We start from the raw sequence: 19,442 nt of genomic DNA, 5'->3' as shown, positions 1-19,442 counted from the left end.
CATGCCCGTACTCGAAGCCGTTCAAACCTTCGCTGGCATCACCAACGAAAACGAGTTCTACAGCCACCACTACCTGGCTGAAGTGTTCAAAGGCGACATCAAAGACCGCCTGGAAGCCTGGGACGCACAAGAAGCCCAGCACCTCAGCGATGCCCCAGACCACGAACAGCACCGCGCCCCGCCAAAGCGCCTGCAAGCCTGGGCCCAGCGCTGGTTTGCCCTACGCGGCCAAGTGCAGCGCGGCAAAGACGAGCACGAGCGCTGGCAAGCCTTCATGCAAATTCAGTCCGGCCTGTTGCAAGCGCTGGGCTATGCGCCGCCGCCGCGCACCCTCACCCTGCACGAACTCGCCTCCGGTCTGCCGCTGCCCGTGTGGCACCTGCAAGGCCAGCGCCTGGCCATCATCCCGGCGTACCAGCCCAGCCGCGAAGACGATGACCTGCTCGACCACCAGCTCACCGCCTTCCACTACGGCACCGAGCCCTTGCCGCCGCAGGTCAAGGGCGAGACCTGGGCCGACTTGTTGTCAGACGCCGTGTTCGGCGCCGACCAGCCCCCGCGCTACGTGCTGCTGCTGGGCCTGGACGAATGGCTGCTGCTCGACCGCTACAAATGGCCCAATAACCGCGCCCTTCGCTTTGCCTGGGCCGACATCCTCGACCGCAAGGATGCCGACACCCTCAAAGCCTGCGCCGCGCTTTTGCACCAAGACAGCCTGGCCCCCGGCGAAGGCAACAGCCTGCTGGAGAGCCTGGACGAAAACGCCCACAAACATGCCTTTGGCGTCAGCGAGGATTTGAAATACGCGCTGCGCGAAGCCATTGAACTGCTGGGCAACGAAGCCGCCCGCCAGCTCGATGAACAAGCCAGTGGCAGCAAGAAAAGCGTGTATTCGGGCCAGTACAAGCTCGACGCAGGCGTGCTCAGCCTCGAATGCCTGCGCATGGTGTACCGCCTGCTGTTCATGTTCTACATCGAGGCGCGGCCCGAGCTCGGCTATGTGCCCATCAACAAAAGCGAGGTCTACCTCAAGGGCTACAGCCTGGAGAGCCTGCGCGACCTCGAACTTCAGCCCCTGCCCACCCAGCAGGCGCGCGAGGGCAAATACTTCGACCTCACCCTGCGCCGCCTGTTCAAGCTCGTGGCCCACGGCTGCGGCATGGGTGGCGAACAAGCCAGCCTGCGCAACGCCGACCAGGTGGCCCTGCAAGGCGCCAAAGACACCTTTGCCCTGGCCCCGCTCGACAGCCGCCTGTTCGACGACGCCTCCATGCCCCTGCTGGGCAAGGTGCAGTTCCCCAACGCTGTGTGGCAGCGCGTCATCAAGCTGCTCTCGCTCAGCAAAGGCCAGGGCCGTGGCCGTCGCTCGGGCCGCGTCAGCTACCAGCTGCTGTCCATCAACCAGCTGGGCGCTGTGTACGAGGCCCTGCTCAGCTACCGGGGCTTCTTTGCCGACGAAGACCTGTACGAAGTCAAACCCGCACCCAAAAAAGGCCGCGCCGCAGCGGACGACGACGAAGGCGATGAAGACGCAGACGGCGGCGATGACGCGAACGACAGCGCCAGCACAGGCCGCCCCGCCCGCGCCAGCGATTCCGACGCCGACATGCTGGAAAACGCCTGGTTCGTCCCTCGCAGCCGCATCGACGACTACAAAGACGACGAAAAGGTCTACGACGTAGAGGATGGCCGCCGCAAGCTGCGCATGCACCCCAAGGGCAGCTTTATCTACCGCCTGGCGGGCCGCGACCGGCAAAAAAGCGCTAGCTACTACACCCCCCAGGTGCTCACGCAATGCCTGGTGAAGTACGCCCTGAAAGAACTGCTCGACGAGAAAAACGGCCGCGTCAAAAAGGCCGACGACATCCTGACCTTGACGGTTTGCGAGCCCGCCATGGGCAGCGCCGCCTTCTTGAACGAGGCCGTGAACCAGCTGGCCGAGGCCTACCTGGAACGCAAACAGGCCGAGCTGAAAACCCGCATCCCCCACGACCAGTACCCGCAAGAGCTGCAAAAAGTGCGCATGTACCTGGCCGACCGCAACGTGTTCGGCGTGGACTTGAACCCCGTGGCCGTCGAGCTGGCCGAAGTGTCCATCTGGCTCAACGCCATCTATGGCGAGCAAGACGACAACGGCCAGCCCTTACCCGCCCGCGTGCCCTGGTTTGGCTACCAGCTCTTTGCCGGCAACAGCCTCATTGGCGCGCGCCACCAGGTCTACAACGCCGCCGCCCTGAAGAAGGGCGCCAAACCCGCCTGGCACGAAGCACCGCCCCGGCGCGCCACGGCTGACGCACCGCGCCGCCCCGACGAAATCTGGCATTTTCTGCTGCCCGACCCCGGCATGGGCGACTACACCGACAGGGTGGCTAAAAGCCTCTACCCCGAGGACTTTGCCCGCCTCAAAGCCTGGCGCAAAGCCCTCACCGCGCCGCTGGGCGACTACGAGGTGGCCCGCCTGCAGCAACTCAGCCAGCAGGTGGAAGCACTTTGGGAGCAGCACACCGCCGCACTGGCCCGTGACCGCGCCCGCACCGAAGACCAGCTGCGCGTCTGGCCGCATGACTTAGATGCAAAAAGTGCCTCTGGCGCAGATACGATAAGCGCAAGCAGCTATGAAAACAGTAGTGACGGCCGCTCTACCCGCGTTAGCCGCGCGCAAAAGGAAGCCATCCGCCAGCAAGGCCTGCTGAACGAAGATGGCGACCTGGCCACCCCGTTCCGCCGCCTCAAGCTCGTCATGGACTACTGGTGCGCTCTATGGTTCTGGCCCATCACCCGCAGCGCCGACCTGCCCAGCCGCGAACAGTGGTGGATGGAGATTGGTGCCATCCTCGAAGGTAACGTGGTCGAGATGGAAACCCAGCGCGGGCTGGACTTGATACCTACCGCGCCCGAAGTTCCGCAGGTCCTCGTGCCCGAGGTGCAGCCCGCATTTGAGGGCTTTGAAACCCAACTGCCGCTGAGCCAGCCCACTGGCGGCGCCAACCCCCCCAACCTGCACGACAAGTTTGGCCAGTTGCGCATCAGCAAGCTGCGCCAGCACTTTGCCCGCGTGGCCGTGGTGGAGGGCATTGCCGAGCAGCGCCGCTTTATGCATTGGGAGCTGTGCTTTGCCGATGTGCTGCTCGGTGCCCGGTCGGGTGTCGATGGCCGCCCTGGTGGCGGTTTTGACCTGGTATTGGGCAACCCGCCTTGGCTGAAGGTGGAGTGGAACGAGGCCGGCATTCTGGGCGAGCGCAACCCCGTGTTTGCGGTGCGCAAAATCAGCGCTAGCGACTTGGCAAAGCTGCGCACCGAAGCATTTGCGCGTTTTGCCGGCCTACAAGGCGAATGGATGCAAGAGCTGGAAGAGGCCGAAGGCACGCAGAACTTTTTGAACGCCGTGCAGAACTACCCGCTGCTCAAAGGCGTGCAAACAAACCTCTACAAATGTTTTATGCCGCTGGCCTGGGGCCTGGCCAGCGCGCAGGGCGTGGCCGGGCTACTGCATCCTGAAGGGCCGTACGACGACCCTAAAGGTGGAGCATTGCGTGAGATTGTCTATTTGCGACTAAGGAGACATTTTCAGTTTGCGAACTCTCTTTTCTTGTTTGCAGAGGTGCACGACCAAGCAAGATTTGGAGTTCATATTTACGGGCGCGAGCGAGGTGCTGTATTTTTTGAGCACATTTCCAACCTATTCACCCCGCTAACTGTAGATGCCTGTTATCAAGCTGATGCCACCGGTCAAGTGGGTGGTATTAAAAAAGTTGATGGTCAATGGAATTTTGATGGCCATCGTGACCGCATAGTTGAAGTTGACGATGGCGCTTTGGCAACGTTTGCTCAACTCTACGATGCACCAGGTACGCCAGCTCGGCGTGCAAGACTACCCGCCTTGCACGCTGGTTCTCTTGGGAGTGTTCTTAATAAATTAGCCTCGTATCCCAGTCGGTTGTCTGAGATTGGGCATGACCTTTTTTATACTGAAATGTGGGATGAGACTGGTGGTCAAAAGGATGGAACAATTGCTCGCAGGCTAAATGGGGATGCTGGTTTCTCAAGCACTTTAGAAGATTGGGTTCTTTCGGGGCCTCATTTCTTTTTGGCCAACCCGTTTAATAAGACCCCGCGAACTGTCTGCAGTGCAAGAGGGCATTACGACATTATTGACCTTGAGAGCTTGCCAGAAGACTATTTGCCGAGAACAAATTACATCCCGATGGCGGACCGGGTTGAGTACCGGCGTCGAATTCCACGGGTGAGTTGGTTTGAGGATGGAGCCGCGACGCTGAGGCCGGTGACTTCATATTTCAGGTTGGCGTTTCGGGCGATGATTGCTAGTGCGAATGAGCGGACTATTATTGGAATTCTGATGCCAAAGGAGTGCGCGCACATACATGGCGTGCAGTCAACGGCTTTTCGATATTCTCACGACTTATTAAGTGCAGGCTGCATTGCAAGTTCACTTGTTGCCGACTGGTATATCAAGTCAATGGCTAGAAGTAACTTGCATGGAACTTGGCTCCAGCTGCCTAGACTTGTGTTGCGGCCTGAGCTTTCTGGCCGCTACTTAGCCCTTAACTGCCTCACCACCCATTACGCCCCCCTGTGGGAGCAGGTCTATGACCTGGACTTTGCCGACCAGTGCTGGAGCCAGCCGGGCAACCCGCGCCTGCCGCACGGCTTCTGGCCCGCCCTCACCAGCACCTGGACGCGCGATTGCGCCCTGCGCAGCGACTACGCCCGCCGCATGGCCCTGGTCGAAATCGACGTGCTGGTGGCCCAAGCCCTGGGCCTGACGCTGGACGAGCTGCTGCTCATCTACCGCGTGCAATTCCCCGTCATGCAAGGCTACGAGCGCGACACCTGGTACGACGCCACCGGCCGCATCGTCTTCACCAACAGCAAGGGCTTGGTAGGCGTAGGCCTGCCACGCAAAGGCAGCCGCACCACGCCCAAGACCCGCATCACCACCCCCGACGGCAATGTGCGCGAAGGCAACTTCGGCTGGGACGACCTGTGGGCCTACGCCAGCGCAGACGCTGGCGACAGCGAAGAAACCCAAAAGCGCGGCGGCACGCCCAAGGTGCCCGACGGCACCACCATCACCCAATGGCTCATGGACGACACCCTCCCCGGCGGCCCCCGCGAAGTGCAACGCCAGTACACCGCCCCCTTCGCCCGCGCCAGCCGCGAGGATGATTACCGGGTGGCGTGGGGGTTTTTTGAAGAGGGCGGTACATGAGGTCTGCCGAAGCTGTGGGCGCGATTGGCCACGGCAAGGGCGGAGAATCAATTTTGATAGCTGCTGGCGCTTGTTAATAAAGCGCCAGAGGCACTTTTAAACCACATTTCGAGGGGTTGCAGGATGAAAGAGAAGTTGTCTCAGATGGCGTTCAAGGCGGGTCAGGCTGTGTCCGCTGCGGCCAGCAAAACCGCCGACTATGTCCAAACGCACAAGCCCACCGAGCAGGACCTGGCGCAGGCGAAGGCGATGGCTCTCAAGGCGGGTAAAGCGGTGGCAGACGAAACGGTGGCGTTGGGCAAGGAAGTGGCGCAATCCAAAACCTTCAAAGATGCCGCCAAAGGCGCAGGGGTGGGTGCCGTAGCTGCCATCCCCATCCCCATCATCGGCCCCGCAGTAGGGGCAGTCATTGGAGCGGGCGCCGGAATCTATCTTGGCAGCCGCAGCCAGCCCCAGTCACAGTCCCCCGTGCTGCCCGCATCGCCTCGTACAGAAGCTCCGGCGGCGGTGCTGATAGACGTAGAGGCGACGCCGCCCAAAGACCTATATGCCGAACTGCTCAAACTCGATGAGCTGCGGCAAAAAGGTTTGCTTACTGACGAAGAGTTTGAGGTGCAGAAAAAGAAGTTGCTGCAGAAGGTGTGAGGTAGTCACTCTGAAGATGGCTGGTGAGGTTGTTGCTTTGCGTTAAGGAGCTCGCTACGTGAATCCAGGTGACCGTGTTCGTCCCATCGATAACCCTGGTCGTGTGGGTGTTCTGACCAGCGACCCGCCTACGGGAGAAGGGCGTCGCAGGCGTCTTGTTGTTGCTTTTCCGGATGGTGTTGAGGCGATGCTTGCGAGCTCTCTGGAGCGCGTGGAGGCCGAGACGACCGACCCATTTTTGTTGATGCAGCAGGGACGGTACGGCGGGGCTGCGCATCTCCGAGGTGCAATCACATTGGCGCGTCTGAGCGGCAAGCTGGCCAACCTTATTTACAGCCTCAATACGACGAATACCAATTTCCTCCCGTACCAGTTCAAGCCGGTCCTTCAGTTTCTAGACTCCCCCAGCCGCGGCATTCTGATTGCCGATGAGGTGGGGCTGGGCAAGACCATTGAAGCGGGCCTGATTTGGACGGAGTTGCGAGTCCGCCAGGATGCTCGGCGCTTGCTGGTGGTGTGTCCTGCCATGCTTCGAGACAAGTGGTGCTCGGAACTCGCAAACAGGTTTGGCGTGAAGGCTCAGCGGGTTGATGCCGGGGAGCTCCTTCACCAGTTGGAAAAGACCAAGGCGGATAGAACCGAAGAATTTGCGCTGGTTGTCAGCATGCAAGGAATGCGACCGCCGAGGGACTGGGATTCAGACACCCCGTCGAGGAGCGCGTCGGCTCAGCTGGCCCGGTTTCTTCAGGATGCTGAAGATGAGGAACCGTTGTTGGACTTGGTCATTGTGGACGAGGCGCACTACCTGCGGAACAAGGGAACGCAGACCCACCGCTTTGCTACTTTGCTGCGCCCGGTGACAGATGGCTTGGTATTGCTGTCTGCGACGCCTATACAGATGCGCAGCACGGACCTGTTCAACCTTTTGCACTTGTTGGACGAAGACGCTTTTCCTTTGGAGTGGACCTATGACCAATCGGTGCGAGCCAATGCGCCATTGGTGGCTTTGCGCGACAGACTCATGCGCAATCAGCTTGTTACGCAAGATGACTTCAGGAAAGCGTTAGAGCGTTCAATGACCCTCCGTTGGTTTGAGGCGCTCGGTGATAGCGAGCAAATTGAGCATCTGCTGAATGCTCTGCCTACGGACGAAGAGCTCAGTACGGTGCGCTCCCGTGCGGACTATGCAGAAATGTTAGACCGCTTGAATCCCCGTGCCAAGGTCATTACACGCACACTTAAACGTGACGTTGATGAGCTGCGGGTGACCCGCGAGCCAAGAACTCTCCGTGTGACTATGAGCCATGCAGAGCGGTCTTTTTATGAGAGTGTTACGGATGCTGTGCGTGACTACTGCAACTCGTCGGATGTTTCAGAGGGGTTCCTACTCACCATACCGCAGCGCCAGATGTCCAGTTGCATGGCAGCTGCCTGCCAGGGATGGCGTAAGCGCCTTGAGGAGCAGGCTCAGGAGACGAATGAAACCATGACCGAGCTGGAGGGTGACATGGTCGAGTCAGTCGTTTTGCCTGCGACGCAGCAGCGGTCTGGGGAGCTTTTGACCATTCTCACGTCCATCGCCCAAGAATGTGGGGATTACGACAAGCTGGCCGCGGATGACAGCAAATTTGGTGTTTTGCTCAAGAGCCTCAAGGGCTATTGGCATGAGAACCCCGGTAAGAAGGTCGTGCTGTTTGCGTTCTATCGCAACACTTTGCATTATCTGGCGAGAAGACTTGCCGAAGCGGGTGTTCAGACGGTGGTTCTCCACGGTGGTATGGACAAAACGGAGGTATTGCGTGCGTTTGAACGTGACGATGCGGTGCATGTGCTACTTTCGTCCGAGGTAGCCTCTGAAGGTGTCGACCTTCAGTTTTCAAGTCTGCTTGTGAACTATGACCTGCCATGGAACCCTGCGCGAATCGAACAGCGCATTGGCCGTATCGACCGGATTGGCCAGCCCGAGCCCAAAATTCTGATTTGGAACCTGGTGTATGAAGACACCTTGGATGAACGGGTGCATGAGCGGTTGCTAGAGCGCTTGAACGTCTTCAAGCAAGCGCTGGGAAGCATGGAGGAGCTTCTGGGGGCTGAGGTGCGCAAGTTAACCCTGGACCTGCTGTCCCACCGTCGTTCACCGCAGGAGGAAGAGCGCCGCATAGCCGATGCAGCCTTGGCGCTAGAGAACCTGCGACGCCAAGAAGAGGAGCTCAATGCACGCGCCACCGAGCTGCTGGGTCACGGCGATTTCATCCAGAACAAGGCCAAGGCCGCGATGGACTTGGGGCGCTACATACGCGGCGACGACCTGTATTTCTTCGTCAAAGACGGTATTGAGAAGTTGTTCCCTGGTTCGCGCGTGATGGTCAACGATGAGGCCGTTCGAAAGGGGCGGGTAGAGCTATCCGTGGATGGCAGGGTGGCGTTTCATGCGTTCATGACCGATGCTCGGTTGTTGGGCAGAACCAGCATTTTGGACAATCATCCTCGAATGCTGTGGTTTGATAACCAGTCGGGGAACGCTGAGCGCAATGTGGAGAAGGTGACGCAGGACCATCCCTTAGTGCGTTTCGTGTCTGAGCAACAAAAAACACGCAGCATCAAAGAGGGGTACTTTCCGACTTCAGCGGTCCATTTGGCGCAAAGCCGGGTGCCTGAAGTGGCACCTGGAACCTATGTTTATGTAGTCATTCGATGGACTTTTTCGGGTCCCAGAGATGTCGAGCGCCTGGTGTATGAGGCCCGGTGCCTGGAGACTGGGGCGGAGCTCGACCCCGATACCGCAGAGTCTTTGGTGAATGCTGCTGCCATCCACGGACTGGATTGGCAGTCGGCTGCCAAAAACGTTATCGACCATGCCAGGGTTGCTGTACTTCAGGATGACTGCCGTGCAGGCATTGAAGAGCATTTTGACGCGAGCAAAGCCGCACAGTTTCGTGAGAACCGCGACCGCGTACGCGAAATGAACGCTTCACTGGATGCGGACTTGGAACGGCGCCGCAAAGAAGCTGAGGAGCGCATTGCACGGTATCAGAGTTCAAGTAATCCGCGTCACCGAGGTCTGATGGGGATGGAGCGTACCAAGCTACGTCAACTTGAACAGAAGTACAGCGAGAGAAAACTCGCCAACAGCCAGAGGGAGGCACTTGACCCGCGACAAAAAGACGTTTCATCGGGCGTCATTCGGGTCGAGTAACAACATAGGGGCCGAGGGAATGAGCAAAAAAGGTAGCCGCAAGAAGCCTTTCCGAATAGACATCGGCGAGCTGATAAAACCGCGGCAAGTTCAGTCCGCAAACATCAGGCCTCTATCCCCTCAAGAGCATGCTCTCCTATCTGCAATGGGTGGGCGGACAACAGTACCCAGGCCGGCGCCGGTTCCTTTGGTGAAGTTGGACGTGTCGGATGAGGTTGCCGTAGGCTGGGAAACTGATGACCACGCGGCGGGGCATCCCATACTGCGTGACAACGCGCTCGGTGCGAGGTTGGCGCCCTTGAAAAACGTGCCGGGCCCCGGGCGCGAATTGGTACTGGGGCTGGATTTCGGAACCTCGTCCACCAAGGTCGTTTTAGCCGACCAGAGCTTGAATATTGGGTATGCCGTGCCATTGGTTGAGGCCGTTGGAGTCAATTCCTATTTGCTGCCTTCCGCCATGATTGAAACTGAAGATGGTTTCTATGTGCTCTCTGGGCATGGTCATCGGCATGCCGACCTGAAATTGGCCATGCTGCAAAACATGACCGATGACACAGCATGCGCTCGAGTCTGCGCGTTCCTTGCGCTGGTTATTCGAAGCGCGCGAGCTTGGTTGTACGAGTCAAAAAGCGACCAGTATTTGCGGGCAGACATCTTGTGGACTCTTGCCTTAGGCCAACCTGCAAATCCTGACAAATCAAATGGGTCCCGCGCTCACTTCGAGTTACTGGCCAAAGTAGCCTGGGTTATTGCGTCAGAAACGGGTCCCATCCGGGTCGAAGTAGCCCTCCGAACATGGCGTCATCGCGAGGAACTTGACCTCGGCGATGAGCTGGAAGTGCGAGCCATTGCCGAGCTGTCAGCACAAATTCACGGTTTCGTCAGCTCATCACATTTCGACGCTCGCCAGCCAAATATCTACTTGATGGTTGATGTCGGTGCGGGAACGGTAGACGCCTCGCTCTTTCGGGTGCGAAAAGATGCTGGTGGAGTGGTGTCATTTGCCTTGTTCACGCACTCTGTGGAACTGCTCGGAGCGGCAAACTTCAACCGCTATAGGGTGGATTGGTGGCAGTCACAGTTGGGCCACGCTGCGCAAAAGCTGTCCAGCGAAGATGCTCGGCGTGCAAGGCTTGCTTTGGCGGTGAAAGACGGTCTGCAGCGGCTCAAGCTGCCGACCGAATACCGCGGACGATATCCGAACGACTACAGCAGCTATGTGAAAGGCGTGCAAGTTGGTTATCAAGGGGGGGCACTATCGCCGGATGCAGCTTACTTCGCCAACGTCCTTCAGCAAGTCTCTGGGCAAGTTCTATATGGCGCATGGAAGCAAAATTTGCTATCACAGGATGCTGTCAAGAACATGCCCTTCTTTCTTTGTGGAGGCGGTGCAAGGCATTCCTTCTATGCCAAGCTCAAAGACGAGGTTCAACGGACACCAAACTGTTCATGGCTCAGCGCGAAGCCTCGTGAACTTGCTTTGCCGACCAATATCGTTGCGCCAGGCTTGGCTGTTGGCGACTATGACAGGTTGTCCGTCGCATACGGACTCAGCCAGCTGAACCTCGGTGAATACGTGCGTGTTTCCGCTTTGAGGCCGGTGGTGCAAATCCAGCAGCAGGACGATTGGATATCTTCGACCGTAGAAAAATCGGCCTGCTGAACAGCCGCAAAATACATGCTTCCTTCTCTTCTCGCCAACGACATCCAAACGGCCCTGAAGCAGTTTCTTGTTTCAGCCTTTGAACCCGCCGACGCCTTTAACCACGGATTGATGAGCCGCTTTGTCGATGACGAGGCGGCGTGGCTTAAAGGCCCGTATGTGCAGGTGGGCCTGCCGTTTGTGGCGGGCAAAAGTGGTAAGACGTTCTTTGACACGTTCGATACCGCGCACCCTGGTTTCAGCCATCAGGAACACGCCTGGGAGCGGCTGGCGAGCCACCGTCAGGGCGTGAGTACCTTGGTAGCCACCGGTACGGGCAGCGGTAAGACTGAGTGTTTTCTGTACCCGGTGCTGGACCACTGTGCTCGCGCCCGCGCGGCGGGCGAATCTGGTGTGAAGGCCTTGGTCATTTACCCCATGAATGCACTGGCCACCGACCAGGCGCGCCGCATTGCCGAGCTGGTGGCGTCCACCGCTGCGTTTGCCGGGTTGCGCGTGGGGCTGTATGTGGGCGGAAACGCCGGGGCTCCTGGCGAGGGCATGGTAATGACGCAGGGCGCCGTCATCACTGACCGCGACACCCTGCGCAAGCACCCGCCCGACATCTTGCTGACCAACTACAAGATGCTCGACTACCTGATGCTGCGGCCCAAGGACCGTCAGTTATGGGCCGCCAACCTACCCACCACGCTGCGCTATGTGGTGGTGGACGAGTTGCACACGTTTGATGGTGCCCAGGGCACTGACCTGGCCTTGCTACTGCGCCGCTTACGCGCAAGACTCAAAACTCCCCCAGGGCACCTCATCTGTGCAGGCACATCGGCCACCTTGGGCAATGCCGCAGACACGGCGCCTTTGCGTGAATACGCGCGGCAGATTTTTGGTGTGCCGTTTGGCGAAGAGGCTGTGGTGACCGAGAGCCGCCAGTCGGTGGGGCGGTTTCTGGAAGATGCCACGGTGGACTACATGTTCTTGTTCCGGGCAGAACAGGCGCCGCTGCTGGAGCCATCCCAGTACCCAACGCCGCAGGCTGCGGTGCAGGCTTGGTTTTCGCTGTTCTTCCCGGACGAGCCTGTGCCAGAGGATGTTAATGCGCTGGCGTGGCGCCGTGGGCTGGGCCAGTTGCTCAAGCGTCATCAGCTTTTCGTGAACCTGCTCAAGCTGGCCAAGGGTGGAGTGGTGAGCTACGCAGAGCTGACAGAGGCCTTCGCTCGCAACATGCCCGTAGCAAGCCCGGCGCAGGTCACTCAAGTGCTGGATGCCCTGTTGGTGTTGGTGGCCTGGGCGCTGCGCGATGGCTCGCAGCCCCTGGTTACGCTACGGCTGCAGTTGTGGGTGCGCGAGTTGCGCCGCATGGTGGGCAAGCTCAGCGTGAACCCGCAAGACGTGAAGTTGCGCAGTGAGCGAGACCTGCCTGTGGCGCGCGATGGTGTCTATTTGCCCATGGTGCAGTGCAGCCAGTGCCGCACCACAGGATGGCTATCCCGATTGGTGCAGGGCACCAGCAAGCTGTCCACCCAGCTCGATGAGGTCTACAACACCTGGTTTTCGCGGCGACCCGAGGCGGCACGGCTGTATGCATCAGAGAGCATTTCGCGCTCGCATGTCGATGGCGTGACCGAGCGCGTCTGCGTAGCCTGCGGAACCACGCAGCAAAGCCAGGAAGAGTGCCTGGCTTGCGGTCATCAAGAGTTGTTGTCGGTGTTTCGTGTCACGGCCCAGAAGGCGCAGGTGATAGGCCAGGCGCAGTACACGCGGCACGACAACACCTGCCCAGCTTGCGGCGAGCAGGACGAGCTCTTGCTGTTGGGTGCGCGCAGCGCCACGCTGGGCTCACAGGTGGTGGAGAGCAGTTGGGCCAGTGTGTTCAACGATGACAAGAAGCTGATTGCGTTTTCAGACTCGGTGCAGGACGCCGCCCATCGCGCAGGTTTTTTTGGGGCGCGTACGTACCTGAACAACGTCCGCACAGCGCTGGCCCATGTGATGGATGAGGTGGTGCCCTCGCGCTTGAACTGGGCCGCGTTCCTAGAAAAGATGGAGCAGCAGTTCGAGCAATCCGGCTCGGTGCTGCACATGTCGCGCGAGTCGCTGGTGTCCGAGTTTGTAGCGCCGAACATGATGTGGCAGCGCGATTGGTCAGTAGAGCTGCAAGAAAAGCAACATCTGCCCACTGAGAGCCGGCTGCCGCTGAAGGTTAAGAAGCGGCTGCTCTGGCAGGCCTACAGTGAGATGACTTACCAGAGCCATCGCGGGCGAACCTTGGAGCGTACAGGCAAAGCGACGCTTTCGGTGCCTTGGAACGTGGTGGAGGCTGTGGCTGCAGATTTGCTGCCGCGCTATCGCGAACAGTTTGGCACCCATGGGCTCGAATTGAAGACGGTGACCCAATGGTTGTGGGGCACCCTGGCGCACATGCGCAGACGCGGTGGGGTGATGCACCCGGAGCTCGGTGCTTACGCAGGCGACGGCAGGGTCTATGCGCTGGTAAAAACCGGGAGCAGCGCGGAATGGATGCCCAAGATGGGAGAGCACACACCGCGACCGGTACTGCTGACCATGGGCACGCAGCCTGGCTTTGACAAATTGACTGGAAGTAAGCGCCCCACCTGGTACGACCGATGGGCCGCCGCCGTGTTGGGGCAGCAAGCCTTGCTGGCCAAAGGTATGGCCGCCGATATGTACCGTGAGGCTTTGCTGGCGTTCAAGGAGGCCGGCGTTCTGGAGCTGACGGCCCACCATCAAGGCGAGACCTGGGCCATCAAGCCCGAGGCGTTGGAGCTTGATACCGAGGTGGCGTTTGTGACCACTGCCGGAAGCAAGCGCAGGCTGGCAGTGCCCCGACAGGATGCTGAGAACCTTCTGGGAATGGCCTGTATTGATGCGCCGGAGTCTCGGTACGAAGCCCTCATTTCTCAGCCGGACGATTGGTGGGCTCGACGGTTTAGCAAAGGCGACTTGCGGCGTGTCATTGCCGCCGAGCATACTGGGTTGCTGGAGCGACCTGTGCGAGAAGCCCTTGAGAGCCGCTTCAAGTCCAAGCAGCCCAAACCATGGTTTGAGAATCTGCTCTCCGCGACGCCCACGCTGGAGATGGGGGTGGATATTGGCGATTTGTCGTCGGTGTTGTTGTGCTCGGTGCCTCCCAACCAAGCCAGCTTTTTGCAACGGGTAGGCCGGGCTGGGCGTCGTGACGGCAATGCCCTGACTACCACGCTGGCAGATGGCAACAGCCCCCATGACCTGTACTTTTTCGCCGAAACCCAGGAGATGCTGTCGGGTGAGGTGGCGCCGCCTGGGGTGTTCTTGCAGGCTGCTGAGGTGTTGCGTCGGCAATTGTTTGCGTTTTGCATGGACGACTGGGTGGCCAGCCTGAACAACATTTCAGCGTTGCCTGACAAGACCTCGCAGGCACTTGATGCGATGGACCAGGGTAAGCAGGAGCGCTTCCCGTACGTATTCAGCAACTATGTGCTGGCGCACGAGGAACGGTTGTTTCAGGGCTTTGTGCAGTTGCTGTCGGGTGATATTGACGATGTGGTCACTGCAAGGCTGTGGGACTTCATGCAGGGGCAAGGTGAGTCTGACGGACTTCGTACTCGTTTGCTGAAGGCCCTGGAGGAACTGCAGGAAGAGCGACGTACCTACAAAAAGCGCAAGGATGAGCTCGATAAAGTGCGCGCAAAAGCACAGCAAAAGCCCCAGGACGATGCCACTCGCGCTGAAGTCGACAACCTGCTGCGTGAGCGGGACAAACTGTTGGAGCTGATTAAAGAAATCAACACGCGTGACCTGCTGAACACCCTGACCGACGCGGGCTTGCTTCCGAACTACGCCTTCCCAGAGGCAGGCGTGGAGCTGAAGTCGGTGCTGTGGCGTAAGCGTGCCTCTGATGAGCCGGGGCAGGGCGCCTACGTGACGCTGACTACGCAGAAGTACGAGCGCCCGGCGCAGTCTGCCCTTTCGGAATTCGCGCCAGAGAACCGCTTCTATGCCAACCAACGGCGCGTGGAGGTGGACCAAATCAACATGAATTTGGCCAAGACGGAAGACTGGCGTTTCTGCCCGTCCTGCCATCACATGCAAAACTTGACGGTAGAGGCAGACACCCATGTAGCGTGCCCTTCGTGTGGCGATGCGATGTGGTCGGATGCTGCACAACGCCGTACGCTGCTGCGCTTCAAGCAAGCCATTGCCAACAGCAACGACACGGATGTGCGCATCGACGACAGTGCAGATGACCGCGAGCCCAAGTATTACTTGCGCCAGCTGATGGCGGATTTCTCCCCATCACACATTCGCGAGGCATGGCAGATTGGCTCGGGTGCTCTGCCGTTCGGTTTTGAGTTCATCTCCCGGGTGACATTCCGTGACGTGAACTTTGGCGAGCTAGCGAAGCCTGGTGAGGCGTTTAAGGTGGCGGACAAGGAATCCTCGCGCCCGGGGTTCAAGCTGTGTAAGCACTGCGGCAAGGTGCAAAAGCCTCCTCGACGAAGCAGCGACCCGAGCGGGCAAAGCCATAGCTTCGATTGCCCCAAGTACGGGGACGACAGTCCTGCCAACTTGCTGGAGTGCCTGTACCTGTACCGAGAGTTCGAGTCGGAGGCGTTGCGGATTCTGGTGCCGTATACCAAGAACGGCATGGACGAGAGCGTGGTCCAGTCCTTCATGGCGGCCGTGCAGTTGGGGCTCAAGCGCCGATTTGGCGGCAAGGTGGACCACTTGCGCATGGTGCTTCAGGACGAGCCTGGAAAAGACGGTGGGCCGCGCCGCCACTACGTCATGCTGTACGACTCGGTGCCCGGCGGCACAGGCTATCTGCACCAGTTGCTGGCTCATGATGCGGGCACCTTGTCAGATGTGCTCAAGATGGCTCTGCAGGCGGTCACCAGTTGCTCTTGTAACGACGACCCGGAAAAAGATGGCTGCTACCGCTGTCTGTACCAGTACCGACTGGGGCGCAGCATGGAGCAGGTCTCCAGAGACCAAGCCAAGGCGGTGCTTGGTGAACTGGTGGGGGCGCTGGACCAGCTGGAACGGGTCAAGACGATTTCCGAGATTTTTATCAACCCGAACTTCGACTCAGTCCTGGAGGCTCGGTTTATCGAGTCATTGAAGCGCCTCGGTGGTGTTGGCTCCATCCCCATGGTCAAGCTGGTGCAGGACGTGGTGAATGGGAAGTCCGGCTTTGTGTTGGAAGTGGGTGGGCAGCGGTATCGCGTGGAGCCGCAGTGCGATGTGGGCGCTGAACAAGGTGTGCTCGCCGCCAGCAAACCGGATTTTGTGATTTGGCCTTGGGCAACGGGCTCCAAACGCCGTCCCGTGGCCGTGTTTTGCGACGGTTGGGCTTATCACAAGGACTGTCTGCGTGAGGATGCGTTGAAGCGTAGCGCATTGGTGGCCAGCGGCAGGTTCTGGTGCTGGTCTGTTACGCACAACGATGTGATGGATGCCCTTGCAGGGAAATTGGATACCGACTTAGAGTCTCCATTGGCCGGGATGTCTCGACATGACGGCTCCAAGGCTCCTGCCGCAGTACCGCGTGCACAGGAGAAAGCCTTCACCCAGCATGCAGTAGCCCGCTTGTTGCATTGGCTTGCTACCTCGGCGGATGGCCCAGTGGGTGACCCCGCTGTTGAGCAACTGCAGCGGAATGCCTTATGGCTGGGTTTGTTGTTTGTGCCGAATTCCGAGCAGGATAAATCCACGGCCGCGCATCAGCTGGGGCAGTGGCTGCACCGGCTGCCCGGGCACGTAAAAGAGCCGGGTAAGGGCTTTGTGTCCAGCATCTCCAAGACGTCGGGGACCTGCCAGTATGTTGGCTGGTGGCCTTTGGTTGCCGCCAAGGGTCTTCCGCAGACTGCAGATTGGATGGCGCCTGGCGTTCTGGTGCTGGACGAGGCAAAAGCGGAGGATGACGCTGCGCTTCATCTGGCCTGGCGCCAGTGGCTGCAACTGTTCAACACGGCTCAGTCGCTGCCAGGAATGTGGCTTGTCACCGCCAGCGGACTGGACCAGCACGATTACGACGGCCTGAATCCCTTGCCCGCCTCCACGGCCGCGAAGCCGTCTGAGCAAACGTCTTTGAACGGCGCGTGGTTGGAGGTCCTTGAACAGCTTTTGGACCCACTCAAGCCGGGTATGGTTCGGTTGGCGCAGGCCGGCGCGGCTGTGCCTGAAATCGGCCCCGAACTGGCAGATGACAAAGGCCGCGTTGTGGCCGACGCCGAGATGATTTGGGCAGCTGCCCATGTGGCGGTACTTCGGCCAGACCAGACGGATATGGTGCAGGAGTGGACCGCGCAGGGTTGGACGGTGCTGTGCCTGGATGAGGACCTGGCACAGTGCGCGGCGCAGCCTTGGGAACGGGCTGCTGCGACGGCCTTGGGTCTGACCATCGAAAACGAGGAGTAGAACTTTGAGCTTCAAACCCAAGGTTGCGTTGAGCAACGATTTTCTGCTTCAGCTGGCCAAGTTGCCCGCCAAGGTTCACACCAAGGTGATGAAGTGGGCCATCCAATTTCAGGCCGACCCGAAGAGCCCCGGCATCAATTACGAGAACATCAATGGCGCACGCGACCCGAATCTCAAGTCGGTTCGGATTGACGGCGACTGGCGCGGTATTGTTTTCAAGCCTTCCGCTGGTGATGTGTATGTGTTGCTGTATGTGGCCCACCACGACGACGCCTATCGCTGGGCCGAAAATCGCAAGCTGACCATCAACCCCGTCACCGGGGCGATGCAGATGCTGACTTTTGAAAGCGTCACGCAGCAGGTGCCGGAGGAAGCTCCAAGCGCAAAGGCTGCGGTGGCAGACGGCGTGGTGGAAGACTCCGCGGCAACGGTGGCTCAAACCCTCTTTGGAGCAATGGAAGACCGAGATTTGATGAGTCTCGGTGTGCCACAAGAGTTGCTTGGATTCGTTCGCAGCATCGCCACTGAAGATGAGTTGGACGCCAAACAGGCGCAGCTTCCGATGGAGGCATACGAAGGTCTATTCCTTGTTGCGGCAGGCGACACGGTCAGTCAGGTGCTCAATGCCCGTGAGACGCGGGTGGACAAGGTCATCGATACCCAGGACTTCGCAGCAGCGCTGGCCACGCCAGAGTCGCAATCGCGGTTTGTCGTGGTGAGCGACGACGAGTCCATGACCGCCATCCTGAATGCCCCACTTGCGCAATGGCGTGTGTTCCTGCATCCGACCCAGAAAAAACTCACTGTTGGAGACCGCAGCGGTCCCGTGCGAGTGCTGGGCGGCGCTGGCACTGGCAAGACCGTCCTGGCCATGCACCGTGCCAAGTGGTTGGCAGAGAACCGGACCGAGGCGAACCAGAAGGTGCTCGTCACCACTTTCACCAAAAACCTCGCCACCGACATTGAGCAGAACCTGCGCACACTGTGCAATAGCGAGACATTCGCCAAGCTGGAGGTCCGCAATCTGGACGCCTGGGTCAATGCTTTCATGCGCAGCCGCAAGCTGGAACACCGTATCGTGTACGACCGCAAGCAGGATGCCGCCCACCAGGCATGGCAAGCGGCGTTGGCCGTGAAGGATTCGTCTCTGGACCTTCCGGACAACTTCTATGAGAGCGAACTGGAGCAAGTGGTTCTGGCGCAAGGTATCACCACGCTGGACCAGTACCGGACGGCCCGACGCACAGGGCGTGGGGTGATTTTGAGTCGTGCCAAACGCGATGCGGTATGGCCGGTGTTCGAGGAATATCGTGGGCAGCTGGCATCGCGCAAGCTCAAGGAGGTAGATGATGCTTACCGCGAGGTTGCCGATGTGCTGAGTGCTGAGGCTCAAAGCTCCAAGCCCCTCTACAGCGCCATCGTCGCAGACGAAACCCAGGATTTGGGTCCGCAGGCGCTGCGGTTGCTTCGTGCCTTGGTGCCAGCAGGTCCAAACGACCTCTTTTTTGTCGGAGATGGTCATCAACGCATCTACAGCCGCAACAAAGCTGCGATGAGCCGTTGTGGTATCGACATCCGCGGGCGCGCCAAGAAGCTGTATCTCAACTACCGTACGACCGACGAAATTCGCCGTAAAGCTGTGGCGTTGCTTGAAGGCTGTGAAATCGATGACCTCGACGATGGTCACGATGAGACCAAGCGCTACAAGTCTCTGTCACACGGCCCAACACCCGCTGTTCTGAGTGTGGATGGCATTGAAGCTGCAGCAAAGCACGCTATTGAGTTTGTGCAGCAATGGAGTGCTGCACAGAGTGATGGCGTGCCGCTGTCGTTTTGCGTCATTGCCCCAAGCGAAAAGACCCGTGATGCTATGGCTGGCTTGATGCAGGCCGCCGGCTTACGCTCCATCACCATCACAGCGCAAAGCAATCACGCAGATGCTCGCGACGTAGTCCATCTCTCAACGATGCACCGTGCTAAAGGCTTGGAGTTCGATTGCGTGATGGTGGTGGCCCCGAAAAGCTATCTGGGAGTACCCGAAGAAACGGAAACACAGCGAAAGCTGTTGTACGTCGCGTTAACGCGTGCGAAGCGCGGGGCCCTGCTCATCGAGCTGAACTAACGCGTTCCTATGGAGCAGCGAGAAGGTCTTCTGCTTGGCGGTTCATGCTCCTGTGTGTCTGAAAAGCGCTCGGTTTGGCTATGTCGAATGGGGCTCGCCAGCAGCGTTGCGCCTTTCACCTGCGCTGAGTGGAGCTCCTTTGATGCCGGCAAGCGATGGCTATTCCGGTAGC

6 protein-coding genes are annotated in these 19,442 nt (G+C 59.3%); all 6 read left to right on the top strand.

What is annotated here, in order from left to right:
- Position 1 precedes the first annotated feature (1 nt).
- The 6 genes from DNK89_RS21060 (at position 2) to DNK89_RS21035 (ending at position 19,270) form a co-directional block, all read left to right on the top strand.
- Positions 2 to 5,230 carry a class I SAM-dependent DNA methyltransferase gene (locus DNK89_RS21060; RefSeq protein ID WP_110961689.1) on the top strand — a complete coding sequence of 1,743 codons (5,229 nt, stop codon included), beginning with the start codon at positions 2 to 4 and terminating at the stop codon, positions 5,228 to 5,230.
- Positions 5,231 to 5,353: 123 nt separating this feature from the next.
- Positions 5,354 to 5,875 (top strand): SHOCT domain-containing protein, encoded by a 522-nt coding sequence (locus DNK89_RS21055; protein ID WP_203422403.1) that lies wholly within the window; start codon positions 5,354 to 5,356, stop codon positions 5,873 to 5,875.
- 58 nt (positions 5,876 to 5,933) lie between these two features.
- On the top strand, positions 5,934 to 9,071 hold the full coding sequence (locus DNK89_RS21050; protein ID WP_110961688.1) for an SNF2-related protein: 3,138 nt from the start codon (positions 5,934 to 5,936) through the stop codon (positions 9,069 to 9,071).
- 19 nt (positions 9,072 to 9,090) lie between these two features.
- Positions 9,091 to 10,734: a hypothetical protein gene (locus DNK89_RS21045; protein ID WP_203422401.1), complete on the top strand. Its 1,644-nt coding sequence runs from the start codon at positions 9,091 to 9,093 to the stop codon at positions 10,732 to 10,734.
- Between the two features lie 15 nt (positions 10,735 to 10,749).
- Positions 10,750 to 17,148, top strand: a complete 6,399-nt coding sequence (locus DNK89_RS21040) for a DEAD/DEAH box helicase (RefSeq protein WP_110961686.1) — start codon at positions 10,750 to 10,752, stop codon at positions 17,146 to 17,148.
- Between the two features lie 4 nt (positions 17,149 to 17,152).
- Complete coding sequence (locus DNK89_RS21035) at positions 17,153 to 19,270, top strand: UvrD-helicase domain-containing protein (RefSeq protein WP_110961685.1); 2,118 nt, start codon at positions 17,153 to 17,155, stop codon at positions 19,268 to 19,270.
- Positions 19,271 to 19,442: the final 172 nt, after the last annotated feature.

This window comes from Acidovorax sp. ST3, assembly GCF_003231145.1.
GTDB lineage: Bacteria > Pseudomonadota > Gammaproteobacteria > Burkholderiales > Burkholderiaceae_C > Acidovorax.
Note: the sequence above shows the minus strand (reverse complement) of the source record. Positions and strands in the feature narration are given on the sequence as shown.

Bases quoted from the DNA above. Each gene is read 5' to 3' on its own strand.
- DNK89_RS21040 (WP_110961686.1), top strand. From the start codon at position 10,750: ATGCTTCCTTCTCTTCTCGCCAACGACATCCAAACGGCCCTGAAGCAG.
- DNK89_RS21045 (WP_203422401.1), top strand. From the start codon at position 9,091: ATGAGCAAAAAAGGTAGCCGCAAGAAGCCTTTCCGAATAGACATCGGC.
- DNK89_RS21055 (WP_203422403.1), top strand. From the start codon at position 5,354: ATGAAAGAGAAGTTGTCTCAGATGGCGTTCAAGGCGGGTCAGGCTGTG.
- DNK89_RS21060 (WP_110961689.1), top strand. From the start codon at position 2: ATGCCCGTACTCGAAGCCGTTCAAACCTTCGCTGGCATCACCAACGAA.